We start from the raw sequence: 25703 nt of genomic DNA, 5'->3' as shown, positions 1-25703 counted from the left end.
TTTGCTTAGGAAAAATGCTTTGATAGATGCCCTACCAAAGCATTTCTATTAAGAGTAAAAACAAAATTTAGAAGTTATAGGATACTCCTGTGATAAAATTACGACCTGCTTGTGGCCAGCCATAAGCCCAGTAGTAATCTCTGTCTAAAAGGTTATTCACCCCAAAATTGAAGTCTAATCCTTTGTAAAGTTTTACATTGAGTTTAGCATTTACCAAAGTAAAATCGGGGGCTTCATCACCTTGGCTGTTGAGATAACGTTTGCCGTAAGTTTCAGTATTTACGTGTAGTTGAGTTTTAATTTCGGGCACTGAAATAGTCGCAAAACCTACCAATTTGTATTTAGGAACATTAGTGAATTTCAAATCGCTGTTTTTGGTTTTGTCTTTCATTTCAATAAAGCTATAGTTAGCCCCTAAAGTGAGGTATTTTATAGGAGCATATCCTACACCTGCTTCAAAACCTTGGTAGAGAGCTTTACCCAGATTGGTATTATAAATTATATTTCTGCCACTATTGTCTACCCCTACAGTGAGTTCGTAGATAGCGTTGCTTACATCGTTGATAAAGCCAGAAACTTCGTATTGCAATTTGTTATCTAAGACTTTACCTGTGTAGTTGAGGTCGTAAGCAATAGTGTATTCAGATTTTAAATCGGGGTTAGGCACTTGACCGCCAAACCTGCTTGAATAGCGTTCTTTTTGAGAAGCAAAGCGAGAGCGTTTAGAAGCTGAAAGGGTAATTTGGTGGTTTTCGAGAGGTTTAAATACGAGTCCGCCTTTGAAATCGAAAGCGTTGTCGCTACCTGTTGGAAAATCGTATAAAGTATTGCGTGCGCCAGTGAGGTAGTGTGTACCGTACTCTTGTGCTAAGATATTTTCGCGTTGGTTGTAAGATGCTCCTACTACCACATTGAGCCAATCGGTGAGGGTAACAACATCTTCTAACCCTACATAAAGGGTATTATCTTTATAAGACTGTTCGGGTTCTCCTGCTTTGAACATTTGCCCAGTGAGAGCATTGGTAGCTACTTCGGCATTGTGTTCTTTGTGGTGATCGTATTTTTCGTTGATAGTAAGCGTAATAGCGTTGCGATTGAGTGCTTTAGAACTGAAAGTGAGGATACCACCCAATGAATAATCGTCGTAAATACTACGGAAAGAAGAATTACGGTTCATAATAGTATAGGTATCATCGTCATACTGGCGCATTTCGTTGTAATATTTGTCGTAATACCCAGTGAAGTTCATAAAAGTCTCACGTGCTATTTTGGTTTTTGTTTTAGCGTATAGACTTGTTTTGTTGTAGATAGGGTAATCGCGCCAACTGCTATTACCTGCAGTATATACATTAGGAGAAATGTTTTTATTAGCTTGTTGGTTTACAAAACCTAAAGCGTATTCATCGGTTTCATTTGGCGTATAACCTATTTTGGCGTTTATCTTCTTGTCGAAAGCCTCAGAGCTATGGCGTTTGCCAGCTTCTTGGTATTGTGTAGGATTGAAGTTATTGGAGAGCACGAAGTTTTCTAGTTTGTTGAAGGAACCCGATACCATAGCGTAGAATTTATCTTGGCGTGTACCTACATTCAAGCCAGTGAAATAAGAGTTTACGCCAGCACCATCGGCGAAACCAACACCAGAAGTACCATTGATATCCAATTCTTTTTGAGGGGTACGCGATACGATATTCACAGCACCTCCCATAGCGTTAGCCCCATATTTTACGGATACTAATCCTTTCTCTACAGAGATGCTTCCCAAGTCGTAAGTAAGGAAGCGACTGAGGTCGAAATTACCGTCATAAGGAGCATAGATAGGAATACCGTCGTAATACACAGGGGTACGACGGTTGTCGAACCCACGCACTAATATAGAACCTTCATTACGAGCACCAAATTGAGTGATACTCACGCCAGTAAGCAAGTTAAGCGCTTCTACCACATTGGTTTTGTTGTTGTTTTGAAGGTCGGTAGCTTTAAGTTTTTGTATAGGAACTACAGATACTTTTTCAGTCGGTTTTCCTAAAATGGTAACCTCTTGAAGGTCGTAATATTTTTCAGGAAGAGAATCTTTTTCCTGAGCTTGAATAGCAGCTGCTGAAAGCAAAGTTAAAGCAAAAGCCCAATATTTGTTTTTCATTTCTTTATAGTTAGTTTGCTATTAAATATAAAAACGTTATGTATTATAAAGCATAACGAAAGCTAAAAAAATATAGTTGTCTTTTCGGGGGCAAAAGTAGTAATCGTTTTTCAATTAACCAAATAAAGTAGTTTTTTAAATTTGCTAATTTGCTAATTATACACTACCTTTGCCGCCAACTATTATCTAATTATAATAAGATGGTTACAACAAATCAAGCCAAAGACCTCATTGAAGCTCATATAGAAACTACAAATATTATAGAAGTTCCTCTTATGGACGCCTTAGGGGGATACTTAGCTGAACACGTGTTTTCACCTATAAATATACCTTCTTTTTCTAATTCAGCAATGGATGGTTATGCCTTTAGGTATATTGATACACTCACTACCGATACTTTCAAGATTGTAGGAGAAGTAGCTGCAGGCAAAAATTCGTCTGTAAATATAGGCTTTGGAGAGGCTGTGCGTATCTTTACGGGGGCAAAAATTCCTGCAGGGGTAGATACTGTGATAATGCAAGAGGTAGTAACTCGCGAAGGAGACCATATTCGCTTTGATAAAAACCACCTTAAAAAAGGTCAAAATATCCGTTTAGAAGGAGAACAAACCAAAACGGGAGACCTTGTATTACACGAACATACATACTTGAATGCCGCTACAATAGGTTTTTTAAGCAGTATGGGAATTGACCGCGTGAAAATATTTGCTAAACCTACTATTGGACTTCTCTACACGGGAGATGAATTAGTAGAAATCGGCGAACCTCTTAGCGAGGGTAAAATATATAATTCTAATACTTATTTTTTGCAAGCTGCTTTAGCTGAAATAGGCTTGCAGTTCCAATTTATCAAACATATTCCTGATAATCAATCTGATACTCAAAAAGCTATTGCCGAAGCCTTAGAACAAGTAGACATCTTGTTACTCACAGGAGGGATATCAGTAGGTGATTACGACTTTGTTTTATCTTCATTACAAAATATTGGGGTAGATGAACTTTTCTATAAAGTACAACAAAAACCTGGTAAACCGCTTTATTTTGGCAAATATGGCACTAAAAGTGTGTTTGCGCTTCCTGGTAATCCAGCTTCGGTATTCACGTGTTATCATTTATATGTAAAACCTTTTTTATTAGGCTGTTACGGTAGAAATAACTTCCGCAAAGAAATGGATTATGCAACCATCACCCACGATTATCCGCGTGCAAAGGCTGAGTTCACTCAGTATCTTAAAGCCTATGTAGATAAAGCTAAAGTAATGGTGTTACACTCTCAAGAATCACATAAATTAGACACTCTTCCTCTAACGAATTGTATCATAGAGTTCCCAGCAGGAAAAGCTTCATTCACTCAAGACGAAAAAGTAAAAATATGGAGAATATAACTATCAATGGACATATTTGGTTTCAAACCGCTTCTGGCTTACGTATAGGCGAAGGCAGAGCTAAATTATTAGAAGAAATAGAAAATTCAGGTTCTATTTCCGAAGCGGCACGTAAACTTGAAATCCCTTATCGCCGCGCGTGGGGAATGATTAAGGATATGAACACTAATGCTAAAGAGAGTTTGGTAATCAAAGAAGTAGGAGGTAAAGACGGAGGTAGAAGTATACTTACAGAAGAAGGGAAAAGAATCGTCGCCTTATTCAAAAAAATTAATAAGTGCTTTAAAGAATTTTCTGAAGATGAAAGCAGTCGTATTAGCGGGGGGGAAAAGTAGCCGAATGGGGCAAGACAAAGCCCTAATTCTCTTTAATGAAAAACCTCTCTTATTACACATTACTAACATCTTGCAAGAAGTGAATAGCAAAGTGTATATATCAGGTAAAAAAGGAGCTTACAACAGTTTCCCTTATCCTCAAATCGCTGATGTTTATCCCGAGAAAGGACCCTTAGGTGGTATCTACAGTGCTTTGGAGTATTGTAAGGATGATATATTGGTGTGCCCTTGTGATATGCCTTTTATAAATACTTATATACTTCATTTTCTACTGCTTAATTATGATCCTACACGCATCAGTGTACTTGAGTTCAACGGACAAATATTTCCTACTTTAGGAATTTACCCATATAATGTAGCCTCAGCTCTTAAGACGTTTATAGAGAATGATATACTGCAATTGCAGAAAGTGCTAACTGCTCTCAACGCTCAAAAAATCGCCTATCCAGTACATCCTAATACAAAAAGATATTTTACAAACCTCAATACTCCCGAAGATTTAAAAATACAAACATTTTCTAATTAACTCATTGGCTAATCAACAAATTATACTTACTTTTGTACCTTTGATTGCTAACCTCTGTTTACTGATGAAAAAACAAATTACCAATACTGTGTTAATGGTGCGCCCTGTGCGCTTCCGTATGAATGAACAAACCGTTGTAAACAACTATTTCCAAGAGGAAATGGATTTGAAGAACGACGAAATCAACCGCCAAGCCCAACAAGAGTTTGATGTTCTTGTAGAAAAATTGCGTACCGTAGGGGTAAAAGTGATTGTTGTAGACGATATTTATGAACAAAATACTCCCGATTCGGTTTTTCCAAACAATTGGATTACCTTCCACCAAAATGGTGATATAGCTATCTACCCTATGTTTGCCGAAAATCGCCGCCGTGAACGCCGTGAGGATATTTTGGACAAGGTAGAAGCTGAAGGTTTTGATATCGAAAACGTATACGACTATACCGATGCCGAGAAAGAAAACATTTTCTTAGAAGGTACAGGCGCTATGATACTCGATAGAGTAAATCGCAAAGCCTATTGTGCGCTCTCTCCTCGCGCCGATGAAGAACTCTTTATTGAATTCTGTGAAGATTTTGAATATACTCCAGTGATTTTCAAAGCCTATCAGCAGGTAAATAATGAGCAATTACCTATTTACCATACCAATGTGATGATGGCATTAGGCGTAGATTTCGCAGTAGTATGCTTAGATACTATTACCGATAAAAGCGAACGCAAAAATCTCTTGCATCACCTTAAAGAAGATAAAAAAGAGGTTATCAACATCACTCCAGAACAGATGTGCCAGTACGCGGGCAATATGCTACAAGTACAAGGAAAAAACAGCACTTACTTAGTAATGAGTGATGCTGCCTATAATGCCCTTACCCCTCAACAGATACAAACAATAGAAAAACACACCCAAATACTTCACAGCAATTTAGAAACTATTGAAACTTGTGGTGGAGGTAGTGCAAGATGTATGATGGCTGAAGTGTTTAATCCGAGTAACAAGTAATTATAACAATGGACAAAAAAGAATATATTCAAAGTAAAATTAGAGACATTAAAGATTTCCCTAAGGAAGGTATTATTTTCAAAGATATTACTCCTTTATTAATGGATGTAAAAGCAGGACAATACGTTATCGACCTGCTTGTTGAAAACCTACACGGACAGAAAATTGACAAAGTAGTAGGAATGGAAAGCCGTGGTTTCTTTTTCGGAATGCTTCTCGCACAACGCTTAGGAGCTGGATTTGTTCCTGTGCGAAAAAAAGGTAAATTGCCTTACAAAACGCTTTCTCAAACTTACGATTTAGAATATGGTCAAGATGTGCTTGAAATCCACGAAGATGCCATCTCTAAAGGTGAAAAAGTACTTATTCACGACGATATCCTCGCTACTGGTGGTACTGCCGAAGCTGTGATAAAACTCGTAGAACGCCTCGGGGGAGATATTATTCAACTTGACTTTTTGATGGAACTTCACTTTCTCAATGGTAGAGAAAAACTAAAAGGTCATGAAGTATATAGCATTTTATAAGAATCGAGAGTTAGAAATTAGGCATTAGTTATTAGAAACGTTAAATGCTAACTATCAGCCATTTAAACTTTTTTAAAATAAAAATATACTAAAAAATTTCGCCACTTAAATAAAAAATCCTACATTTGCGCGAATAAAAACAAAACAAGTAATGAAAGTAAAGAATTACGTTCTATATATCACTTTATTTGTAATCTCACTAATACCTCTACAAGGTTTTGCAACTGAAAATAAGGGGATTGAAGAGTTTAATATCAATGAATTAATCGATGAGCACATTGGTGATTCTCACGATTTCCACTTATTTGATTACAAAGGGCACGCTTATTCACTGCCCTTGCCCGTGATTCTTTATACAGATAGCGGATTGGTAACTTTCTTATCAAGTGCCTTTCATCACGATAACAAAGGAATTGTTGTAGTTGAAAAAAATGGACAGCGCTTTGTGCGTTACAAAGAAGATATCTACTACGCCAATGCTGATACACCTCTTACACTTAATGCTCAAGGTGATGTAACCAATGCTCGCCCTCTGAACTTTTCTATTACTAAGAATGTCGTTTCATTGATGTTAATATCAATACTATTATTGTTCACTTTCATTGCAGTAGCGCGTTCATATAAAAAGAATCCTAAAGCACCAAAAGGTTTAGCAGGTCTCTTAGAACCTATTGTAATCTTTGTGCGCGACGAAATAGCTATTCCTAATATAGGCGAAAAGTACTACAATAGATATATGCCTTATTTGCTTACAGTATTTTTCCTCATTTGGGTAGGAAATCTCTTCGGACTTATACCTTTCTTCCCTTTTGCAGGCACTGTAACCAACAACATTCTCTTTACGGGTATGTTAGCTCTTTTTACACTTATCCTTACCTTATTTAGTAGCAACAAACACTATTGGCAACATATTTTTGCTCCACCTGGGGTACCCTCGTGGATATTACCTATTATGATACCTATCGAAATATTGAGTGTATTTACCAAACCTTTCGCCTTGATGATACGTTTGTTCGCCAATATGACGGCAGGTCACATCATCGCCCTAAGTTTGATATCACTGATATTCATATTCAAATCAGTAGCAATAGCCCCTGTATCGGTTGCCTTTACAGTGTTTATGCAAATGTTAGAGTTATTAGTAGCTGTATTGCAAGCCTATGTATTTACATTACTTTCCGCACTATTCATAGGGCAAGCTGTAGAAGAAACTCACTAATCTCTAAAACCTAACAAAAGTAACTAATTAATTTTTATAAATATGACTCCTATGTCTTTAGCAGGAATTGGGGCTGGATTAGCAGCCATCGGAGCCGGAATCGGTATTGGTAAAATCGGTGCTTCTGCCGTAGAAGGTGTAGCACGCCAACCCGAAGTCGCTTCTAAAATTCAAACTATGATGTTGATTGCAGCAGCTCTTATCGAAGGGGCAGCCCTCTTCGGTATTGTTGTAGCTTTCCTCAAATAGTACTGAAAAAAACCGTTGTGTAACGGTTGGTTGCACAACGGTTCTTTATTAACACCTGACACCTAACACCTAATAATTAAATACAATGAATTTATCACATCCTGAAAGTTTATTATTCTGGAATACCATTATCTTTCTCATCTTGCTCTTCCTCTTAGCAAAATATGCTTGGAAGCCCATAATGAATGCCGTAAAACAACGCGAAGACTCTATCAACAAGGCTTTGGAAGCTGCTGAAGAAGCTCAAAAACAAATGGCAAACCTCAAAGCCGATAACGAGCGTCTTTTAGCCGAAGCACGCACTGAAAGAGATGTTATCTTAAAAGAAGCAAGAGATATCAAAGATAAGATTGTAAGTGAAGCCAAAGAAGAAGCCCATCGTGAAGGTGTAAAACTCATCCAGCAAGCTCAACAAGCAATTGAAAGTGAGAAGAAAGTGGCTTTAGCTCAACTTAAAGACCAAGTAGCAGCTCTTTCTATTGAAATGGCACAAAAAGTGATGATGAGCGAACTTTCCGACGAGAAAAAACAACACGCCCTCATCAACGATTATTTAAAAAGTGTTACGTTAAACTAAAAATAGGTTATGTACGGATCGAGAGTAGCAAATAGATATGCCAAGGCACTCTTAGAATACGCCTTACAACAAAATGCTTTGGAGGCTGTATTCGCTGATATGACCTTGATAGACAAAACAATAAAATCTCATAAGGATTTGGAACGTATGCTCATTTCACCTATTGTAAAAACAACGGTAAAAAAGAATGTACTCTCCAAAATCTTTACAATGGTTACCCCTGAAACTCAGCGATTATTTGAGTTGCTTATCCATAATGGACGTTTGCCAATACTTGGGGTAGTAGCCGAAAAATTTGTTGTGCAGTATAACATCTATAAAAATCAGAAAACAGCTGTAGTAACTACAGCTACCCCTCTTGACGAGTCTACTCGTAAAGAGATGCTTCAAAAAGTGATGATACTCACAAAAAACAACAATGTTACCCTTGAAAATAAGGTTGATAAGAATATCATAGGAGGTTTTATCCTCCGTGTAGGTGATGTGCAATACAACGCCAGTGTAGCACACAAACTCAACCGATTGAAACAAGAGTTTCAAGAAAAATTATTTTTGTAAATAATAGAGGAACGTTTCCAAGTTTGAGATTTTCAACAAAAACGATAAAAAACTAACGACTAAGAAATAAAACCTGAAAAAATGGCAGAAATAAAAGCCGCTGAAATTTCAGCAATTTTAAAAGAACAACTAGCGCACTTCGATGCCAATGCTTCTCTCGAAGAAGTAGGTACCGTACTACAAGTGGGCGATGGTATTGCGCGTATCTTCGGACTATCGAATGCGCAATATGGTGAATTAGTGAAATTTGACAACGGACTACAAGGGATTGTCCTCAACCTCGAAGAAGACAACGTGGGGATTACCCTCTTAGGACCGTCAACCGATATTAAAGAAGGGGATACTGTAAAACGCACGGGGCTCATCGCCTCTATCAATGTAGGCGAAGGCATCGTAGGTCGTGTGGTAAACACCTTAGGGCAACCCATTGATGGTAAAGGCCCTATTACTGGCAAACTATACGAAATGCCCTTGGAACGCAAAGCCCCTGGTGTTATCTTCCGTCAGCCGGTTAACGAACCTTTGCAAACGGGTATCAAAGCAATCGACGCGATGATTCCTATCGGTCGTGGGCAACGTGAGTTGGTAATCGGCGACCGTCAAACGGGAAAAACTACCGTGTGTATCGATACCATCCTCAACCAAAAAGAGTTCTACGATGCAGGCAATCCAGTGTATTGTATCTATGTAGCTATCGGTCAGAAGGCTTCTACCGTAGCAGGAATTACCAAAACCTTAGAAGATGCTGGGGCTTTAGCTTATACTACTATCGTGGCGGCTAACGCTTCCGATCCTGCTCCTATGCAGGTATATGCACCTTTTGCAGGGGCTGCTATTGGCGAGTACTTCCGCGATACAGGTCGCCCAGCTCTTATCATCTACGACGACCTTTCTAAACAAGCGGTGGCTTACCGTGAGGTATCACTCTTGTTACGCCGCCCACCTGGACGTGAGGCTTACCCTGGTGACGTATTCTACTTGCACTCTCGTCTGTTAGAACGCGCTGCCAAAGTAATAGGTGATGATACTATTGCACGCCAGATGAATGACTTACCCGAAAGTATTGCTCCACTCGTAAAAGGTGGGGGATCACTCACTGCCTTACCTATTATTGAAACACAAGCGGGTGACGTATCAGCTTATATCCCTACTAACGTAATTTCTATTACCGACGGACAGATATTCTTGGAATCTGACTTATTCAACTCTGGGGTACGCCCTGCTATCAATGTAGGTATTTCAGTATCTCGTGTGGGCGGTTCAGCTCAGATTAAATCAATGAAAAAGGTTGCAGGTACGCTCAAATTAGATCAAGCCCAATACCGTGAACTTGAAGCCTTTGCCAAATTCGGATCTGACCTCGATGCAGCTACTATGGGGGTTATCGAAAAAGGAAAACGCAATGTGGAAATCTTAAAACAACCACAAAACGACCCTTACCCTGTAGAAAGTCAAATTGCAATTATCTATGCAGGATCTAAGAACTTGTTGCGTCAAGTTCCTGTAAATAAAGTAAAAGAGTTCGAAAAAGAATATTTAGAGTTCCTGAATGTATCTCATCGTGATATTTTAGACCAGCTCAAAGCAGGAAAACTTACTGATGAGATTACAGTTACTCTCGAAAAAGTAGCTAAAGATTTGAGCGAAAAATACGCAAAATAATTGAATGAAAACCTTAAAAGAGCTCATTAATACCGAAGAGCCTGGCTGGGACTTAGTGCAAGAATGGTTGCAACAGGCTACCAATCCTTATGAAATACTCCCTCGCAATATCAAACGTGCTGAGGAAGAATTGGTAAGAGCGCAGATAACTACCCGTTCTCCTATGGGCGCAATCATCTACGAAACAGGTGGTATTCTCATTGATGGTGGTTGGATACGGATCTTAGGTTCTGGTTGCGAAAGATTGCAAAGAGGTATAATGGAATGGAACAAAGGTAAATCATTCGATAATTATGGCAAACAACCTCGTTTCCTCCTCATTGCAGACGATGTACTCGGTGGGTATTTTGCTATTAATGGTGGTGGGCTCAGTGAAGAAAGTTTAGGCAAAATATTCTATTTAGCCCCTGACACATTGCAGTGGGAAGATATGGATTGCACCTATTCCGATTTCCTTAATTGGGCTTTTGCTGGCGACCTCAAAATGTTCTATGAAGGTTCTTATTGGAATAGTTGTAAAGAAGAAGTGGCTCAAGCTAATGCCGATGAAGTTTTTTCGTTCTTTCCTCCACTTTGGACAAAAGAAGGTAAAGACCTTGAAAACAACAGTAGAAAGTTAGTTCCTATAGAAGAGAGTTATGCTCTTACAATCGAATTTCAAACACAATTAAATAAAAAATAGTTAATGACTAGTGGTAAATGTGGTATATAGGGCTTACCTCTTACCTCTTACCTCTTACCTAATAAAATGGCAAATTTAAAAGAAATACGTAGCAGAATTTCATCAGTAAGTTCAACGATGCAAATCACAGCAGCGATGAAAATGGTATCAGCAGCCAAATTGAAAAAGGCACAAGATGCTATTCTAGCGATGAAACCTTATGCTTATAAACTCAAGCAGTTGTTAGAACACCTTAGCGCTGCCTTGGGTGATGAGAACGTTTATAACCCACGCAAAGGAGAGATAAAAAAAGTACTTTTAGTACCTATTACTTCCAACAGAGGTCTTTGCGGGGCATTCAATGCCAGTGTGATAAAAAAGGTGTTAGAGTTAGAGCAAACCACCTACAAAGGTAAACAAGTACAACTCTATACCATAGGCAAAAAAGGCAATGATGTATTGAAAAAATACGACAATATTATAGCTCATAATAGCGAAATTTTTGATAAGCTCACCTTTGCGACAGCAGCAACTTTAGCCGAAGAACTGATGGAATTATACACTTCGGGGAAATATGACCAAATAGTATTGGTGTACAACAGCTTTAAGAATGCAGCTACTCAAATCCTTACAGAAGAAACTTTCTTGCCTATTCAACCTATAGCTACTAAATCAAAAGCTAAAGAACTAAACACAGATTATATTTATGAGCCTTCTAAGCAAGAAATTGTAGAAGAACTCATCCCACGTTCGCTAAAAACAGAAATTTTTAAAGCATTACGCGACTCAGTAGCTGCTGAGCACGGTGCTCGTATGACAGCTATGCACAAGGCTACCGACAACGCTCAAGATCTTAAGAATGAACTTATTCTCACCTACAACAAAGCCCGTCAGGCTACTATTACTGGTGAGATTATAGAAATCGTAGGAGGTTCAGAGGCCTTAGCATAATGTAATACATTGGGATACATAATAGAGAGATTTAATTTTATATGGAAAACAAAAAATTTAACAACAACTACAAGAAGAATAGCTATTCCTCTAATGGGAATTCAGAGAAAAAGCCTTACAATTCTTCTTACAACAGCGGTAACAATCGCAACAACAGCAATAGTTCATTCAAAAAGAAAACTTACGGACAGAACGAAGGACGCAGTTACAACAACAGTGGAAACCGCTATGACAACAGCAACCGCTATGATAACAGCAACCGCTATGATAACAATAGCGGTAATCGTTATGAAAATAACGGTGGCAATCGTTACAACAATAGTAACAATGGTTATAACTCAGAAAACAGAAAATCATATAATCCTAATTTCAAAAAGAATGAGGGATATAGTAAACCTAACAACTATAACCGTAACGAAGGCTACAATCGTAACGAAAGTTATAACCGCAATGAAGGTTATAAGCAAAACGATAATTATAAAAAACCTTTCAACAAGAAACCTTACAACAATACCTACAAGCCTCAAAACAACGCTCCTATAGACTATCCTACTGTTACTCCAGCTGAAGTACGTTTGAACAAATATATTGCTGATGCTGGTATATGCTCTCGCCGTAATGCCGATATGTATATTTCATCAGGTAATGTAACTGTGAATGGTGAAGTGATGACTACGCTTGGTTATCGTGTAAAACCTACCGATGAAGTGCGTTTCGATGGTAAACTCCTTTCTTCTGAAAAGAAAGAATACATCTTGCTCAATAAGCCCAAAGGCTTCATCACCACTACCAACGATGAAAAAGGACGCAAAACTGTGATGGATTTGGTGGCAAATGCTACCAGTGCACGTATCTTGCCTGTAGGTCGTTTAGACAGAGCTACTACAGGTTTGTTATTGCTCACCAATGATGGTGAACTTACCAAAAAACTCACCCACCCCACTCACGGTGTGCGCAAAATATACCACGTAATCCTCGACCGTAAACTCGACTACAAAGATTTTATGAAGATTCAAGATGGTTTAGAGTTAGAAGACGGTTTTATTGAAGTAGATGAAATCAGCTATGTAAACGATAAACCTAAAAATGAAATAGGTATTAAAATCCATAGCGGTCGCAATCGTATTGTACGCCGTATTTTTGAACACTTAGGCTATCAAGTAGAAAAACTCGATCGCGTAGTATTTGCTGGGCTCACTAAAAAAGATTTACCTCGTGGTCATTGGCGTCGTCTCACTCAGCAAGAAGTAATCAATCTTCGCAATATGAAGTGATGCTATCTCCTAAATCTTAAAGGCTTGAATAAAAACTTAGATCCAAATAAAGAAAATTATTCGGCGCAAGAACTCGATATAGAAAGAGCCTTGCGCCCTTTGTCGTTTGATGATTTTGCGGGGCAAGAAGCAGTTTTAGAAAATCTAAAAGTATTCGTAAAAGCTGCTAATATGCGCCACGAAGCCCTTGATCATACACTTTTTCACGGGCCTCCAGGGCTTGGAAAGACTACGCTCGCTCATATTCTGGCTAACGAATTAGGCGTAGGCATCAAAATTACTTCAGGTCCTGTACTTGATAAACCTGGTGATTTAGCTGGATTACTCACTAATTTGCAAGAGCGCGATGTACTTTTTATCGACGAAATACACCGCTTGAGTCCAGTAGTCGAAGAGTATCTATACTCAGCTATGGAGGACTACAAGATTGACATAATGATAGAGTCAGGACCCAATGCCCGTACTGTACAAATTAACCTCAATCCCTTTACACTTATAGGAGCAACTACCCGTTCAGGGCTACTTACAGCTCCTATGCGTGCACGTTTTGGTATTCAAAGTCGATTGCAGTATTATTCTACCGAGCTTTTAGCTGATATCGTTCAGCGTAGTGCTTCTATCCTTAAAGTACCGATTTCTATGGAAGCTGCTATAGAATTAGCTAGCAGAAGTAGAGGTACTCCACGTATTGCCAATGCCCTTTTACGCCGTATTCGCGACTTTGCGCAAATAAAAGGCAACGGTGAAATAGACATTGCTATTACCCGCTTCGGACTAAAAGCCTTAAATGTAGATGCACACGGATTAGACGAGATGGACAACAAAATCCTCTCAACCCTTATTGATAAGTTCAAAGGAGGCCCCGTGGGGATTACTACTTTAGCAACTGCCGTATCCGAAAGTGCCGAAACTATTGAAGAGGTGTATGAACCCTTCCTCATTCAAGAAGGTTTCATTGTACGCACCCCTCGCGGACGTGAAGTAACTGAGTTAGCTTATAAACACTTAGGAAAAGTACATCCTGCAAAACAGGGAACGCTTTTTGAATAAACGAAATAAACATATACAATTAACAAAAAATTCCTTAAAGTAACATTACGCTTTAAGGATTTTTTTATAGATTTTAAAGGTTTCTCTTTTTATTTACTTAGAATTTCGAAACTTTTTGCCTTAAGATAAAAGTTTTTTTAAGACTTATTATTGTTTTTTTAATATTTTGTATTAACTTTGCGCGATGAATAGACGTTTATACATAGTAGCTTTAGTCCTCACAAGTTTATCTCTTGTTGGAATTATCTTCATTCAAGGATATTGGATTAAGATGGCTATTGATGATAAAGAAGAGGCTTTTACTTACTCTATTCGGCAGGTTCTCAACAATGTAGTAAAAAAAATTGAGCAAGATGAAGTAGATAAATATGTAGCTCAAATCATTTTTTTAAGAGAAAATGACAGCACTCTCAAACTTAGAGATCCTCTTTTGCACGACTTTATTTTTATACAAAACAACAAAGATAATAGAGAAACTTTTGCTTACAATCACGGGGTTTTAGATGAAGATTATGAACTACCCATAACATCTACTTATTCATCTAATAATGATTTAGGAGGTATTTTAAACACCGAAGAATTAGACGCCAATTCATATTTAGTAAAAGCTTATGAAAAACTAAGTGAATTGCCTGAAATAGAGCGCTTGATGATTGAAGAATCGTTTAAGAGTATTATTCGCCAACAATCTATAAGCGAGCGAGTATCACTCCCTCAGATTCAAAAACTCATTGAAAAAAAATTAGACAAAAGTGATCTCAAATTACATTTTGAGTTTGCTATATACAATAAAAACGTACTTTCAAAAGTACATTCTAAGTACTTTGAACCTAATGAGACCAAAGAATACAGAACCCCTCTTTTTGGAGCTAATAGCAACGACGATTCTTTTTATGAATTAGCTGTTATATTTCCACAACGAGAGCGTTTTGTATTGTCATCAATTATAGAGATAGCAAGTCTTTCTACTGTTTTTATGCTCATAATTATTGCGGTATTTATCATTACTTTAAACCAACTAATTACACAGCGCCGCATTTCAGAAATAAAAACAGACTTTATCAACAATATGACTCACGAGTTCAAAACGCCTATCGCTACAATGAATTTAGTACTTGATACGCTCAAGAGTCCTATGGCTATAAACAATCCTGATAAGGTTATGCATTACGTAAAAATTCTCAAACAAGAGAACAAACGAATGCTTGCCCAAGTAGAAAACATCTTGCAAATATCACGTCTTGAAAAAGGTAGTTTACAATTAGAAAGAGAACCTTTAGATGTACACGACCTTATTACAAGTGCTATCAGTCACGTGCAAGTGATGATTAATGAACGTGGTGGAGTGATACACACTCACTTTTTAGCAAGTAATAGCGACATATCGGCTAACGAATCACATCTCACCAATATTTTTGTAAATGTAATAGAAAACGCCATCAAGTATTCACCCGAAGCCCCTGAAATAGACATTTACACAGAGAACATTAAAAATAGAATCCTCATCCGCATCAAGGATAAAGGTCAAGGAATGAGCAAACAAGCTGCCAAATATATTTTCGATAAATTCTATAGAGAACATACAGGTGATTTACACAACGTAAAAGGGCACGGATTAGGACTTGCTTATGTAAAGAGCATTGTGGAATACCATCAAGGAACTATTTATGTAGAAAGTGATAAAGGTAAAGGATCTACTTTTTTCATTAAGCTGCCCGTCATATAAGTACTAAAATAACAAACTTTAAATAACAAAAAAAAAACAAATAAAAAATGAATATGAACGGAAACTATTACCCTGCCAAACCTTCTACAGAGGATAAACGTATCCTCTTAGTAGAAGACGCCCCTAATTTTGGCACAGTACTCAAAGACTACTTAGTAATGAGTGGTTTTGATGTAACCTTAGCTAAAAATGGTATGGAAGGCTTTGAGCTATTCAAAAAAGAAATCTTTGATATGTGCATTCTCGATGTAATGATGCCTTACAAAGATGGCTTTACCCTTGCAAGAGAAATCCGTGAGAAAAACGAGAAAATTCCTATCATTTTCCTTACCGCTCGCACTATGCGTGAAGATGTTATCAAAGGATACAAATCAGGTGGCGACGACTACCTCAACAAACCTTTTGATTCCGAAATTCTCTTAATGAAAATACGCTCAATGTTACAACGCAAAAACATTGAGACAATGGTAGACAACAATAAGTTTGAGTTTGAAATAGGTAATTTTTTCCTCAATACAAAGTTGCGTATCCTTAAATACAAAGACGAAGAGCCTATGAAACTTTCTCCTAAAGAGAATGAACTCTTGCGACTCCTCGCTCTACATACTGATGACTTTATGTCACGAGAACTCGCCCTTTCTAAAATATGGAAAGACGACAACTATTTTACCTCTCGCAGTATGGACGTATATATCGCTAAACTGAGAAAATTACTGAAAAAAGATGAGAAAGTAGAAATTCTAAACATCCACGGTGAAGGTTTTAGATTGGTTGCTAACAAAGATGCTGACGGCTTTATTTAGGAACTTTTTTACTTTTTTTTTGGTAGTTCACTGAAAATTCTTACCTTTGCGCCTCAAAAGATAGGCAATCAATTACTGAACTTGTAGAAAATGAGAAAGTTAAAAGATTATACTATTTCTTTTGCAGGCTTAAAACAAGGAAAACATCAGTTTATTTACAATATTGATAAAAAGTTTTTAGAACTTTTTAGTTTTGATGAAATAAACAATACTCAACAAACTATCACTGTAGATTTAGAAAAAAAGAGCAACCTTATGGAATTGCACTTTCACAACAAAGGAACAGTGAATGTGAATTGTGATGTTTCTAATGAACCTTTTGATTTACCTATAACTGGTGAATTGTTCTTGGTAGTAAAATTCGGTGAAGAATACAACGATGACGACGAAGAGTTACTAATACTCCCTCACGGCGAACATCAATTAGAGATAGCTCAATATCTTTATGAACTCATTGTACTATCAATCCCAGCAAAACGCGTACATCCTGATGTAATCAATGGTTCGATGCACTCCGAGGTGTTAGACAAACTTGAAGCATTAGCCCCAAAAGAAAACCATATAGCTCCACAAGCTATAGACCCAAGATGGGAAAGTTTAAAAAAATTAATAACTGATAAATAAATATTAAGCAATGGCACATCCTAAGCGAAGACAATCAAAAACAAGAAGAGATAAGAGAAGAACTCACGATGTAGCAGTACTTCCACAAATTGCAAAAGACCCTACAACGGGCGAAAACCACTTGTACCACCGTGCACACTGGCATGAAGGTAAACTTTACTATCGTGGACAAGTACTTATTGACAATACTGAAAACGCTGAGTAATCAGTAGCTTTCATACAAAAATGAAGTTTAAATGAAAAAGAGGCTGTAAGAATTAATTCTCACAGCCTCTTTTTTATGCTTCTTCCTCAGTTGGAGTTTCTTCTAAAAATCCTTTGCTGAGTAGGAGATTATACCATTGTATTACTTTTTTAATATCACTAGCATATACGCGGTCACGATCGTAGTTAGGAAGTACTTTAGAAAAATAAGACTCTAAAGTAGCTCCATCAGATTTTGCTGATACACTTGCTTCTTTACCTTCTTCTAAAGTTTTCATACTTTCAAACACTTCACTAAGGGGCACTTCTTTTTCCATAGTGTAGATAGCAATTTCTGATAATAAACTCACATTGTTGCGAATTCCTACCGAAATACGTTTATCATCGGCTAAAGAAGTAGCTAAAAATCCTGTACGCGTTTGCGTTTCTAAATGATACAAACCTGGTTTTCCCGATATGGCAAGTATTTTCGTTAAATTCATTTTTATATTTTTAATATTGATTACTTATTATTACTTAGCATTTGAAAATTTCATTCTGTAATCTACCTTCACTTTCCCCTTCATAATATTGTTCAATTTAGTTTTGATAAGCTGTTTTTTAAAGGCTGAAAGTTTGTCAGTAAATAGTATGCCCTCTATATGGTCATACTCGTGCTGAACAATACGCGCTGCCAAACCATCAAGAGTGAGTGTTTGAGGTTTAAAATCCTCATCAAGGTATTCAATAGTAATTTGCTTGTGGCGGCTCACATCTTCACGCACCCCTGGAATACTGAGGCACCCCTCATTGAAATTCCATTTATCACCTGTTTCTTCGGTGATTTTAGCATTGATGAAAGTTTTTTGAAAGGTTTTCAAAAACGCTTGTTCTTCAGCTGTTAAGTCATCGTCCTCAGCAAACGGAGAGGCATCTACTACAAACAAACGTATAGCAAGCCCTACTTGTGGGGCAGCCAAGCCTACACCATAAGCGTGACGCATAGTGTCGTACATATTGGCGATAAGCGCTTTAAGCTCAGGATAATCAGGGGTAATATCCTCCCCTACTTTCCTAAGCACAGGGTCGCCATATCCTATAATAGGTAAAACCATTGTGATATTTTTTATATTTTGCGGCGGCAAAGATAAGAATAATTTGCTAATTAGCCAATTTGCCAATTATTAAATTATTTTGCACTTTAAAAAATAAATCACTACCTTTGCCTTGTTGATAACCTATAAAAAAATTATTATGAAAGTAACTTATTTAGGTCACGCTTGCGTGAATATAGACATTGATGGGACTCACTTTCTTGTAGATCCTTTCATTAGCCCTAATCCTTTGGCTTCACACATTGATATCAATACGCTTAAAGCTGATTACATTCTCATTACTCATGCCCACGGCGACCATATTGCCGATGTAGAAGCTATTGCTAAACGCACAGGTGCTCAGCTAATTACCAATCCCGAAATTCTCGCTCATTACGAAAATTTAGGACTCAGTGGTCACGCTATGAACCTTGGGGGCTCTCACCGATTTGTAGATGGCAAAGTAAAAATCAAGATGATTAAAGCTGAACACTCTTCATCTTTCCCCGATGGCTCTTATGGGGGTAATCCTGCAGGTTTCTTGATTGATTGTAATGATGATACTATCTACATTTCAGGAGATACCGCCTTGCATTACGATATGAAAATTATCCCTCACCAATACAAAGTGAATTTAGCTATTTTCCCTATCGGCAACAACTATACTATGGGAGTGCGCGATGCCCTTACAGCTGCTCGTTTTGTAGAGGTAAACAACGTGCTGGGCGTACATTACGATACCTTTCCTGTAATCAAAATTGATAAAGAAGCTGCTAAACGCAAATTCAAAGACGACCATCGTCGCCTTCACCTCTTAGAAATAGGGGCTTCCTTAGATTTAAAAGATTTGAAAGTTAGTACCTTATAGGTATTAGTTGTTAAATAATAACTACTATTAAACTTTGTTGAAATCTCTAAATTTCAACAAAGTTTTTTTGTACATTTTACAAATTGACGAATCGACAAATTGGCTAATTGACAAATTATTCTTACTTTTGCGCCGTTTTATATGCAAAACTTTTATTAGCAAAGAATGAAAAAACTTATCACTTATCACTTAACTATCCTCTTATCTCTTATTTCTTACTCCTTACCTCTTACCTTAAAAGGTCAAGAATTTAAACCCATCATTCCTCTGAATACCAAACCTTTACTCGCAGGTACTTTTGCCGAATTGCGCCCTAATCACTTCCACGGCGGTATCGACTTAAAAACTGAAAGTCGCGAAGGATTGCAAGTTTTAGCTGCCGATAAAGGCTATATCTCTCGTATCAAAGTAAGTCCGTATGGTTATGGTAAAATGCTGTATATCACCCATCCGAGCGGCTATGTAACCACTTATGGACACTTGCAAAAATACGCTCCCGAAATAGAGGCTTTTGTAAAACAAAAACAATATGCACAACAAACTTACGACATCGATATTATCCTCAATGAAAAACAATTTCCCGTAGCACAAGGTGATTGGGTAGCCCTCAGTGGCAACACAGGGGGTAGCCAAGGACCTCACTTACACTTTGAGGTACGTGATACCAGCGACAATGGCTGGAATCCACTGCTCTTTGGTTTTAAAGACCTCATTGAAGATACTACTCCTCCCGAAATTATAAACCTCTATGGTTATTCACTCGGCAAAGATGCTCAAATAGAAAGCACTCAACTCCCCCGACAAATCAATAAAACTTTACAAGCCGACCGCACCTACCTCACCGATAATATCAGTGCTATTGGTACTATTGGATTTGGCATTCAAGGTTTTGACCGCCAAAATGAGACAATGCACCGGAATGGCATCTACAAAGTAACCCTCCTGCTCAATGGAGAGATACAATTCCAAACTGTTTTAGACAAGGTGAATTACAACGACACACGCTACCTCAACGCTCTGATAGACTACGAGATGTATACTCAAAAAAGAGTGATGGTACAACGTCTTTACAAACTGCCTAACAACCGTTTGGACGTCTACCCTACCCCTCCTACCAAAAGCAATTTTGGCTACCTTACCATAGAAGAAGGCAAACAATACACTGTTACTATTATAGCCGAAGATTTCAAAGGGAATGCCACTACTATCAACATTCCTATAGAAGGCAAACGCGAAATATTAAAAACTCCACGCCCCGAACCTAAAGGCAACAAACAGGTGGTAGCCACTCGCGATAACTACTATGAATTAGAACACGGCAGTGTTTATTTACCTGAAAATACCCTTTATGAGGATGTGCAAATGCTCATCACCAGCAAAAAAGATTCTATTACCGTAGGTGATCACCGTATTCCTGCTCAGAAATACTTTACTATAACAATAAAAGACGATAGTTATACGCCCGAAGAAGCTAGCAAGATGTTCCTATCACGTGGCGGCAGCTATGAACCTACAGTTTATAAAGATGGTGTATTTACAGCACGTGCGCGCAACTTTGGTACTTTTACCTTGCGCAAAGATGTAACTGCTCCTACTCTCAAAGCCGTGAATTTCAAAAATGGTGGTATCGTAAAAGCCGATACTCTCAAAATTTTAGTAAGCGATAATTTAAGTGGTTTTTCTTCTTGTTCAGCAACCCTTAATGGTGAGTGGATACTTTTTGAATACGAACCCAAAAACAAATGCCTTACTTTCCATTTTAGTGATATTGATACTACTAAAACTGATAAATACGAGCTCATCGTAAATGCGAAAGACAAAGTAGGTAACATAGGAACTCTAAAAGCAAACTTTACCAAAATAACGACTAATAACTAATAGCTATATGAAACATATCATTTTTACAGAAAAAGCGCCAGCACCAATAGGCCCTTACACACAAGCGGTAAAAGCTGGCAACACGCTCTACGTATCAGGACAAATTCCTGTAAATCCTACAACAGGTGAAGTAGTAAAAGGCATAGAAGCTGCTACCGAGCAAGTGATGGAAAACCTCAAAGCCATTCTCACCGAAGCAGGAGCTACTTTTGAGAATGTAGTAAAAACCACTATTTTCTTAGCCGATATGGGGCAATTTGCGCAAGTAAATAGCGTATATGCACGCTATTTCAACGAGGCAACAGCACCCGCACGCGAAACTGTGCAAGTAGCTCAATTGCCTAAAGCCGTAGAAGTAGAAATTTCTTGTATTGCTGTATTGTAGTAATACCGTGTAGAGAAAAAAATCCCCGCAAGACTTATACTAAATCTTGCGGGGATTTGTTTTTGTATTTATTTCCTATGAAAGAAAATTAGCAATTTCGTATTACTAATACTATTTTTTCCACCCTTTGAGGATATCGTTAGGCACTCCGCCTTTGTGAAGCATAATGGCAGTTGTTTTGAACTCTACAAAGGCTTTAGTTACATACAAGTAGCCTTCATAATCGTTGCGCAAGCCCCAAGAGTTTTTCACGATGTAGTACTCACGTCCGTTTTGGTCTTTAGCAAGCCCTACAATGTGCATTGCGTGGTCATCGGTAGTTTGATAGTTGTCAAAATCACGCTGACGCATCTCGGGGGTGATGGTTCTCTCGGCAGTAGGAGGATTAGAAAAAAGATACAAGGCTTCCTCGTTACTCATCTCACTCACTTCTTTTTCAGGCACAAAAGCCACTCCGTTTTTCCAACTGAAATAACGCTCACTCACATCGGCTGCCCACGCTACAGTATAACCTTTTTTAAGAGCGTTGTCAATGGTTTTTGTAAGGTCGGTCATTGCGATATTGTAAGCGTAATCAAAGCTCCAGTTATCGGGTACTGCCATAAATACATTTTGGTATTTAGGTTGGTCGGCATACGATACCATTTCTATATAGTCGGCAGGATTGATACCTACGCGCTCTTTAGCAAAACTCTGAGGAGTATATTTTTTGCCTTCATACATAAAACTTTCGGGCACTGCACCTAAATAAGCATCGATGGTCGCGGTGAAAGCAGGTAACCAATTAGGAGTGAGTTTATTCTTTTTCTCTCCGTTCTTTAGCATTCCTTCAAGAAATCCTTTCAAGATAGCGTGTAGTTCACCAAAATCATTGCGGGTAGTACCATAGTGCAAACCTGTATAAACATTTTGAGGTACAGCACCATATTTGGCGTACATATTAATTACATCGTGGAGCTCTCCTCCTTGTCCATAATCTAAATTTCCGTGCATACGCACGTATTGTTTAGCTTTTTCGATATAGCAATTGCGAGCAGTGAAGATTTCAGCAAGGTCAATAGGCTTTTTGCCCATACGCTTCATTTCACTTTCAATAAACGAAGCCCCTGCATAGCTCCAGCAAGTGCCGCTGCTACCTTGGTCTTTCACGTCGGTGCGTTCGAGGTTGATAACGGTAGTAAACTTAAAACCAGCGTTTTCTGAGTGGTTACCAGCTACCGATTTGATAAGGTCGTCCTGTGCAGTTCCTATAAAAAAGGAAGATAGCGCTACAAATAATGTAATGTTTTTCATAAAAGAATACTTAATAATGAAGCGCAAAGGTATGAAACAATTACCAAAATAGCAAATTTGGCATAATTATAGCTATAAAAAAGTAAATGCTCAAACATTATGAAATATTTATGCTTGTACATATTACTTTTATTAGGATGCTTAGCTGCTCAGGCTCAACCGTTTGAAACACGGAAAAAAGATGAGAAGGTTGTCATTCCTTTAGAAAAATCACCTGAGCTGGAGTACAAGGGTAGCCCTATCAATCTGCGGGTAGCTCCTAAAAAAGAAAACAACCCTTGGATGAAGGTGCCCGAAAAAAGCATTGATTTTACAGGAAAAAGCAATTTAGTACAGCGTAAAGTAGAGTTCAAACCTAATTATGAGGTACTGAACGACCATAAGCGAGAAGATTACGAAGCTCCTAAAGGCGACCAGTTTTTTGGTGACTTCACTAATAATGGAAAGTTTGTAAATGTATATTGTCGCGACTTCGCTGCTATTGATGGCGATCGAGTGAGTTTATATGTGAATGGAGTAGAAGAAGTTCGCGACATTTTTCTCCTTGGAGAGTTCAGAGGTTTTAAAGTAGAATTAAAACCTGGCTTCAACAAAGTAGAGTTTTTAGCGCTCAACCAAGGCGAATCGGGTCCTAATACAGCCGAGTTTATGGTGCTGGATGACAAAGGCAATACCATTATACGCAACCGTTGGGATTTAGCAACAGGATCAAAAGCGCAACTCGTAATTGTAAAAGACCAATAAAAGAGAAGAATTATTTTTATTTGTTACTTTTTTTAGCTCATATTTTTATAGGAAATTTCCTATAAAGATATGAGCTTTTTTGTAAAATCGTTTAAAGAGGTTTTTGAACAACAAGAGCAATAGCATCTAAGTTCTTTTGGTGTTTTCTAAACGTTTTCTTCATATTCATTACGCGTTTGCGCAAATCGGGGTGGGTAAAGAGATTGAAGAAGAATTTAAGCGTGCGGAATATCCCTTCATCTTGCCATACACGCTTGTTTTCAAGTAGGAGCATTGCGTTGTGCTGTTCTTTCACTACCTTAAAACCTTGCTCTTCAAAAAGAGCTTTCCACTCACTGGGGGTCATTGGGCGTGCGTGCACACGTATATTAGCACTTAGTTCTTTAAAAACATCGTTTTTCACCTCGTCGCTCACATTGTCTGGTTGTAAGCCTAATTCGTGAATAGCGTAATAACCTCCTGGTTTGAGTATCCTAAAAGCCTCTGCAATAATAGCTTTTTTGTGTTCAAGAGGTTGCATAGTGAGCATCGCCTCTCCATACACTTTATTAGCAAAAGCATCAGGAAGTGTAGAAGCTGCGGCATCAGCTACAATCACGCGTGAATTCTCATAGTGAATATTCTTTTTAGCCAAAGCAGCAGCTGCCTCATTCATATCTACTCCCGTATAGCTGAAAGGCTTGTAAGAACAGGCTATATTAGCCGTAAATCCTAAGCCTGGGGCAAACTCTACAATATCATCTTTGGAGGTAATCTCTAAGTTTTTTACTAACCATTCGCTGAGTACTCTTCCTCCTGGGCGCAACACTTTCTTGCCGAGTTTGGCGAGAATCCAGTGCCCTTGTTTTTCATTTAATGATGTTTCTGTCTTCATCGTTTCAATGGTTTTTATAATTTAGGAGACAAAAGTACGAATTTATTTTGAAACATTCAAAATAAATTAACAAATCTGCTAATTAAAAGAAAGTCGCGCTTGAGCAGTGACTTCTTGTGCTACAAAATTTCCTTCCAAAAACTTGTGATAACCTACGATACCTATCATCGCTGCATTATCGGTACAATACTGAAATTTAGGCACAAAGGTTTGCCAACTGTATTGCTGTCCTAAAGCTGTGAGAGCATTGCGAATACCCGAATTAGCCGATACTCCCCCTCCAATAGCCACTTGCTTGATACCTGTTTCTTTTACAGCTTTTTTGAGTTTGCTCATCAGTATTTCCACAATCGTGTGTTGTACTGAAGCACAAATATCAGCTAAATGTTCAGTTATAAAATTAGGATTTTCCTCAGTGTTTTTCTGCACAAAATAGAGAATACCTGTTTTAAGTCCAGAAAAACTGAAGTTAAGACCTGGTATATTAGGCTTAGAGAAGGTAAAGGCTTTAGGGTTACCCTCTTGGGCGTATTTATCGATGAGAGGTCCCCCAGGGTAAGGAAGTCCTAATATTTTAGCAGTTTTGTCGAACGCCTCCCCTACTGCATCATCAAGAGTTTCGCCCAGCACCTCCATATCAAAAAAACTGTTTACCTTCACAATTTGGGTATGCCCCCCGCTGATAGTCATTGCGAGAAAAGGGAACTCGGGTTTCGGCTGACTCTCCTCTATAAAATGTGCCAAAATATGTGCCTGCATATGGTTCACTTCAATGAGTGGGATATTTAGTCCCATTGCCAGCGATTTTGCAAATGAAGTCCCCACGAGCAACGACCCCATCAAACCAGGTCCTCTGGTAAAGGCAATAGCCGAGAGTTCTTCTTTGGTTATTCCTGCTTTTTTGAGCGCTTGAGCCACTACGGGTACTATGTTTTGCAAGTGAGCGCGTGAAGCCAATTCTGGCACTACCCCACCGTATTGTTTATGAACCTCTTGGTTTGCCACCTCATTAGAAAGTACTTTATCATTACAAAGCACTGAGGCAGAAGTGTCATCGCAAGAAGATTCTATAGCTAATATATAGGTATTTTTCATTCTTTTCAGTTTAAAATGCAAA

At 38.1% G+C, this 25703-nt stretch carries 28 protein-coding genes; 22 read left to right on the top strand and 6 right to left on the bottom strand.

Going from position 1 to position 25703, the window contains the following annotated elements; all coding sequences use genetic code 11:
• Nucleotides 1-67: 67 nt before the first annotated feature.
• A complete protein-coding gene (locus DR017_RS11905; protein ID WP_002681069.1) occupies nt 68-2140 on the bottom strand; it encodes a TonB-dependent receptor plug domain-containing protein in 2073 nt (690 codons plus the stop codon).
• A gap of 200 nt (nt 2141-2340) precedes the next feature.
• On the opposite strand from DR017_RS11905, the gene DR017_RS11900 reads away from it, so the two are divergent.
• The 18 genes from DR017_RS11900 to rpmF all read left to right on the top strand — a co-directional run bounded on the left by DR017_RS11900 (nt 2341) and on the right by rpmF (nt 17472).
• Nucleotides 2341-3525, top strand: coding sequence for a molybdopterin molybdotransferase MoeA (locus DR017_RS11900; RefSeq protein ID WP_002681101.1), 1185 nt, complete (start codon nt 2341-2343; stop codon nt 3523-3525).
• The gene (locus tag DR017_RS11895) at nt 3513-3860 is read left to right on the top strand and encodes a winged helix-turn-helix domain-containing protein (protein WP_002680990.1); all 348 of its coding nucleotides are present in this window, start codon (nt 3513-3515) and stop codon (nt 3858-3860) included. Before DR017_RS11900 ends, DR017_RS11895 begins: the two co-directional genes overlap by 13 nt.
• Nucleotides 3826-4386: a molybdenum cofactor guanylyltransferase gene (gene mobA / locus DR017_RS11890; RefSeq protein WP_002681004.1), complete on the top strand. Its 561-nt coding sequence runs from the start codon at nt 3826-3828 to the stop codon at nt 4384-4386. Before DR017_RS11895 ends, mobA begins: the two co-directional genes overlap by 35 nt.
• A 64-nt stretch (nt 4387-4450) precedes the next feature.
• Nucleotides 4451-5386: a citrulline utilization hydrolase CtlX gene (ctlX, locus tag DR017_RS11885; RefSeq protein WP_040361644.1), complete on the top strand. Its 936-nt coding sequence runs from the start codon at nt 4451-4453 to the stop codon at nt 5384-5386.
• A gap of 8 nt (nt 5387-5394) precedes the next feature.
• Nucleotides 5395-5913, top strand: a complete 519-nt coding sequence (locus DR017_RS11880; protein ID WP_002680989.1) for an adenine phosphoribosyltransferase — start codon at nt 5395-5397, stop codon at nt 5911-5913.
• A 151-nt stretch (nt 5914-6064) separates the two neighbouring features.
• Nucleotides 6065-7132: a F0F1 ATP synthase subunit A gene (gene atpB / locus DR017_RS11875; protein ID WP_002681038.1), complete on the top strand. Its 1068-nt coding sequence runs from the start codon at nt 6065-6067 to the stop codon at nt 7130-7132.
• Nucleotides 7133-7183: 51 nt separating this feature from the next.
• Nucleotides 7184-7381, top strand: coding sequence for an ATP synthase F0 subunit C (atpE, locus tag DR017_RS11870; RefSeq protein ID WP_002681043.1), 198 nt, complete (start codon nt 7184-7186; stop codon nt 7379-7381).
• Nucleotides 7382-7466: 85 nt separating this feature from the next.
• The gene (locus DR017_RS11865; protein ID WP_002681103.1) at nt 7467-7958 is read left to right on the top strand and encodes a F0F1 ATP synthase subunit B; all 492 of its coding nucleotides are present in this window, start codon (nt 7467-7469) and stop codon (nt 7956-7958) included.
• Nucleotides 7959-7967: 9 nt separating this feature from the next.
• Nucleotides 7968-8516 (top strand): ATP synthase F1 subunit delta, encoded by a 549-nt coding sequence (atpH, locus tag DR017_RS11860; protein WP_002681092.1) that lies wholly within the window; start codon nt 7968-7970, stop codon nt 8514-8516.
• An 81-nt stretch (nt 8517-8597) separates the two neighbouring features.
• Nucleotides 8598-10178: a F0F1 ATP synthase subunit alpha gene (atpA, locus tag DR017_RS11855; RefSeq protein ID WP_002681075.1), complete on the top strand. Its 1581-nt coding sequence runs from the start codon at nt 8598-8600 to the stop codon at nt 10176-10178.
• A gap of 4 nt (nt 10179-10182) precedes the next feature.
• Nucleotides 10183-10860, top strand: a complete 678-nt coding sequence (locus DR017_RS11850) for a DUF2625 domain-containing protein (RefSeq protein WP_002681071.1) — start codon at nt 10183-10185, stop codon at nt 10858-10860.
• Between the two features lie 66 nt (nt 10861-10926).
• Complete coding sequence (gene atpG, locus DR017_RS11845; protein WP_002681023.1) at nt 10927-11790, top strand: ATP synthase F1 subunit gamma; 864 nt, start codon at nt 10927-10929, stop codon at nt 11788-11790.
• 41 nt (nt 11791-11831) lie between these two features.
• Entirely contained in the window at nt 11832-13064 is a 1233-nt protein-coding gene (locus tag DR017_RS11840) for a pseudouridine synthase (RefSeq protein WP_002681090.1), read from the top strand.
• 24 nt (nt 13065-13088) lie between these two features.
• Entirely contained in the window at nt 13089-14114 is a 1026-nt protein-coding gene (gene ruvB, locus DR017_RS11835) for a Holliday junction branch migration DNA helicase RuvB (RefSeq protein WP_002681066.1), read from the top strand.
• Between the two features lie 184 nt (nt 14115-14298).
• Nucleotides 14299-15840, top strand: a complete 1542-nt coding sequence (locus DR017_RS11830; protein WP_040361647.1) for a sensor histidine kinase — start codon at nt 14299-14301, stop codon at nt 15838-15840.
• Nucleotides 15841-15887: 47 nt separating this feature from the next.
• The gene (locus DR017_RS11825; protein ID WP_050772808.1) at nt 15888-16643 is read left to right on the top strand and encodes a response regulator transcription factor; all 756 of its coding nucleotides are present in this window, start codon (nt 15888-15890) and stop codon (nt 16641-16643) included.
• A gap of 90 nt (nt 16644-16733) precedes the next feature.
• Entirely contained in the window at nt 16734-17267 is a 534-nt protein-coding gene (locus DR017_RS11820; RefSeq protein WP_002681064.1) for a YceD family protein, read from the top strand.
• A 10-nt stretch (nt 17268-17277) separates the two neighbouring features.
• A complete protein-coding gene (gene rpmF, locus DR017_RS11815; protein ID WP_002681079.1) occupies nt 17278-17472 on the top strand; it encodes a 50S ribosomal protein L32 in 195 nt (64 codons plus the stop codon).
• A gap of 73 nt (nt 17473-17545) precedes the next feature.
• On the opposite strand, the gene DR017_RS11810 is transcribed toward rpmF, so the two are convergent.
• Together DR017_RS11810 and def are read right to left on the bottom strand one after the other, a co-directional pair.
• On the bottom strand, nt 17546-17953 hold the full coding sequence (locus DR017_RS11810; RefSeq protein ID WP_002681042.1) for a DUF5606 family protein: 408 nt from the start codon (nt 17951-17953) through the stop codon (nt 17546-17548).
• 30 nt (nt 17954-17983) lie between these two features.
• Nucleotides 17984-18565: a peptide deformylase gene (def, locus tag DR017_RS11805; protein ID WP_002681010.1), complete on the bottom strand. Its 582-nt coding sequence runs from the start codon at nt 18563-18565 to the stop codon at nt 17984-17986.
• Between the two features lie 139 nt (nt 18566-18704).
• Between def and DR017_RS11800 the strand changes: the two genes are divergently transcribed.
• The 3 genes from DR017_RS11800 to DR017_RS11790 all read left to right on the top strand — a co-directional run bounded on the left by DR017_RS11800 (nt 18705) and on the right by DR017_RS11790 (nt 21675).
• Nucleotides 18705-19412, top strand: coding sequence for a metal-dependent hydrolase (locus DR017_RS11800; protein ID WP_002681019.1), 708 nt, complete (start codon nt 18705-18707; stop codon nt 19410-19412).
• A gap of 165 nt (nt 19413-19577) precedes the next feature.
• On the top strand, nt 19578-21290 hold the full coding sequence (locus DR017_RS11795; RefSeq protein ID WP_002681049.1) for a M23 family metallopeptidase: 1713 nt from the start codon (nt 19578-19580) through the stop codon (nt 21288-21290).
• 7 nt (nt 21291-21297) lie between these two features.
• Complete coding sequence (locus DR017_RS11790; RefSeq protein ID WP_002681047.1) at nt 21298-21675, top strand: RidA family protein; 378 nt, start codon at nt 21298-21300, stop codon at nt 21673-21675.
• Nucleotides 21676-21786: 111 nt separating this feature from the next.
• On the opposite strand, the gene DR017_RS11785 is transcribed toward DR017_RS11790, so the two are convergent.
• Nucleotides 21787-22968, bottom strand: a complete 1182-nt coding sequence (locus tag DR017_RS11785; protein ID WP_002681020.1) for a C1 family peptidase — start codon at nt 22966-22968, stop codon at nt 21787-21789.
• A 99-nt stretch (nt 22969-23067) separates the two neighbouring features.
• On the opposite strand from DR017_RS11785, the gene DR017_RS11780 reads away from it, so the two are divergent.
• Nucleotides 23068-23712 (top strand): hypothetical protein, encoded by a 645-nt coding sequence (locus tag DR017_RS11780; RefSeq protein ID WP_002681031.1) that lies wholly within the window; start codon nt 23068-23070, stop codon nt 23710-23712.
• A gap of 91 nt (nt 23713-23803) precedes the next feature.
• Here DR017_RS11780 and DR017_RS11775 read toward each other — a convergent pair whose 3' ends face one another.
• Complete coding sequence (locus DR017_RS11775) at nt 23804-24586, bottom strand: class I SAM-dependent methyltransferase (RefSeq protein ID WP_002681040.1); 783 nt, start codon at nt 24584-24586, stop codon at nt 23804-23806.
• A 78-nt stretch (nt 24587-24664) separates the two neighbouring features.
• Complete coding sequence (gene tsaD / locus DR017_RS11770; protein ID WP_002681087.1) at nt 24665-25681, bottom strand: tRNA (adenosine(37)-N6)-threonylcarbamoyltransferase complex transferase subunit TsaD; 1017 nt, start codon at nt 25679-25681, stop codon at nt 24665-24667.
• Nucleotides 25682-25703 lie beyond the last annotated feature (22 nt).

The organism is Capnocytophaga sputigena, from assembly GCF_900446695.1.
In the GTDB taxonomy this organism is placed as follows: domain Bacteria; phylum Bacteroidota; class Bacteroidia; order Flavobacteriales; family Flavobacteriaceae; genus Capnocytophaga; species Capnocytophaga sputigena.
The sequence above is the reverse complement of the archived record's forward strand: the minus strand, read 5'-3'. Positions and strand labels throughout refer to the sequence as shown.

What these genes read in the sequence shown, in the direction of transcription:
- atpA (WP_002681075.1), top strand. Translation starts at nt 8,598, where the DNA reads ATGGCAGAAATAAAAGCCGCTGAAATTTCAGCAATTTTAAAAGAACAA.
- DR017_RS11825 (WP_050772808.1), top strand. Translation starts at nt 15,888, where the DNA reads ATGAATATGAACGGAAACTATTACCCTGCCAAACCTTCTACAGAGGAT.
- DR017_RS11790 (WP_002681047.1), top strand. Translation starts at nt 21,298, where the DNA reads ATGAAACATATCATTTTTACAGAAAAAGCGCCAGCACCAATAGGCCCT.
- DR017_RS11900 (WP_002681101.1), top strand. Translation starts at nt 2,341, where the DNA reads ATGGTTACAACAAATCAAGCCAAAGACCTCATTGAAGCTCATATAGAA.
- atpB (WP_002681038.1), top strand. Translation starts at nt 6,065, where the DNA reads ATGAAAGTAAAGAATTACGTTCTATATATCACTTTATTTGTAATCTCA.
- mobA (WP_002681004.1), top strand. Translation starts at nt 3,826, where the DNA reads ATGAAAGCAGTCGTATTAGCGGGGGGGAAAAGTAGCCGAATGGGGCAA.
- DR017_RS11880 (WP_002680989.1), top strand. Translation starts at nt 5,395, where the DNA reads ATGGACAAAAAAGAATATATTCAAAGTAAAATTAGAGACATTAAAGAT.
- DR017_RS11905 (WP_002681069.1), bottom strand. Translation starts at nt 2,140, where the DNA reads ATGAAAAACAAATATTGGGCTTTTGCTTTAACTTTGCTTTCAGCAGCT.
- tsaD (WP_002681087.1), bottom strand. Translation starts at nt 25,681, where the DNA reads ATGAAAAATACCTATATATTAGCTATAGAATCTTCTTGCGATGACACT.
- ctlX (WP_040361644.1), top strand. Translation starts at nt 4,451, where the DNA reads ATGAAAAAACAAATTACCAATACTGTGTTAATGGTGCGCCCTGTGCGC.
- DR017_RS11775 (WP_002681040.1), bottom strand. Translation starts at nt 24,586, where the DNA reads ATGAAGACAGAAACATCATTAAATGAAAAACAAGGGCACTGGATTCTC.
- atpE (WP_002681043.1), top strand. Translation starts at nt 7,184, where the DNA reads ATGTCTTTAGCAGGAATTGGGGCTGGATTAGCAGCCATCGGAGCCGGA.
- atpG (WP_002681023.1), top strand. Translation starts at nt 10,927, where the DNA reads ATGGCAAATTTAAAAGAAATACGTAGCAGAATTTCATCAGTAAGTTCA.
- DR017_RS11785 (WP_002681020.1), bottom strand. Translation starts at nt 22,968, where the DNA reads ATGAAAAACATTACATTATTTGTAGCGCTATCTTCCTTTTTTATAGGA.
- DR017_RS11780 (WP_002681031.1), top strand. Translation starts at nt 23,068, where the DNA reads ATGAAATATTTATGCTTGTACATATTACTTTTATTAGGATGCTTAGCT.
- atpH (WP_002681092.1), top strand. Translation starts at nt 7,968, where the DNA reads ATGTACGGATCGAGAGTAGCAAATAGATATGCCAAGGCACTCTTAGAA.
- DR017_RS11840 (WP_002681090.1), top strand. Translation starts at nt 11,832, where the DNA reads ATGGAAAACAAAAAATTTAACAACAACTACAAGAAGAATAGCTATTCC.
- DR017_RS11800 (WP_002681019.1), top strand. Translation starts at nt 18,705, where the DNA reads ATGAAAGTAACTTATTTAGGTCACGCTTGCGTGAATATAGACATTGAT.
- def (WP_002681010.1), bottom strand. Translation starts at nt 18,565, where the DNA reads ATGGTTTTACCTATTATAGGATATGGCGACCCTGTGCTTAGGAAAGTA.
- DR017_RS11850 (WP_002681071.1), top strand. Translation starts at nt 10,183, where the DNA reads ATGAAAACCTTAAAAGAGCTCATTAATACCGAAGAGCCTGGCTGGGAC.
- DR017_RS11820 (WP_002681064.1), top strand. Translation starts at nt 16,734, where the DNA reads ATGAGAAAGTTAAAAGATTATACTATTTCTTTTGCAGGCTTAAAACAA.
- DR017_RS11795 (WP_002681049.1), top strand. Translation starts at nt 19,578, where the DNA reads ATGAAAAAACTTATCACTTATCACTTAACTATCCTCTTATCTCTTATT.
- DR017_RS11830 (WP_040361647.1), top strand. Translation starts at nt 14,299, where the DNA reads ATGAATAGACGTTTATACATAGTAGCTTTAGTCCTCACAAGTTTATCT.
- DR017_RS11865 (WP_002681103.1), top strand. Translation starts at nt 7,467, where the DNA reads ATGAATTTATCACATCCTGAAAGTTTATTATTCTGGAATACCATTATC.
- DR017_RS11895 (WP_002680990.1), top strand. Translation starts at nt 3,513, where the DNA reads ATGGAGAATATAACTATCAATGGACATATTTGGTTTCAAACCGCTTCT.
- DR017_RS11810 (WP_002681042.1), bottom strand. Translation starts at nt 17,953, where the DNA reads ATGAATTTAACGAAAATACTTGCCATATCGGGAAAACCAGGTTTGTAT.
- rpmF (WP_002681079.1), top strand. Translation starts at nt 17,278, where the DNA reads ATGGCACATCCTAAGCGAAGACAATCAAAAACAAGAAGAGATAAGAGA.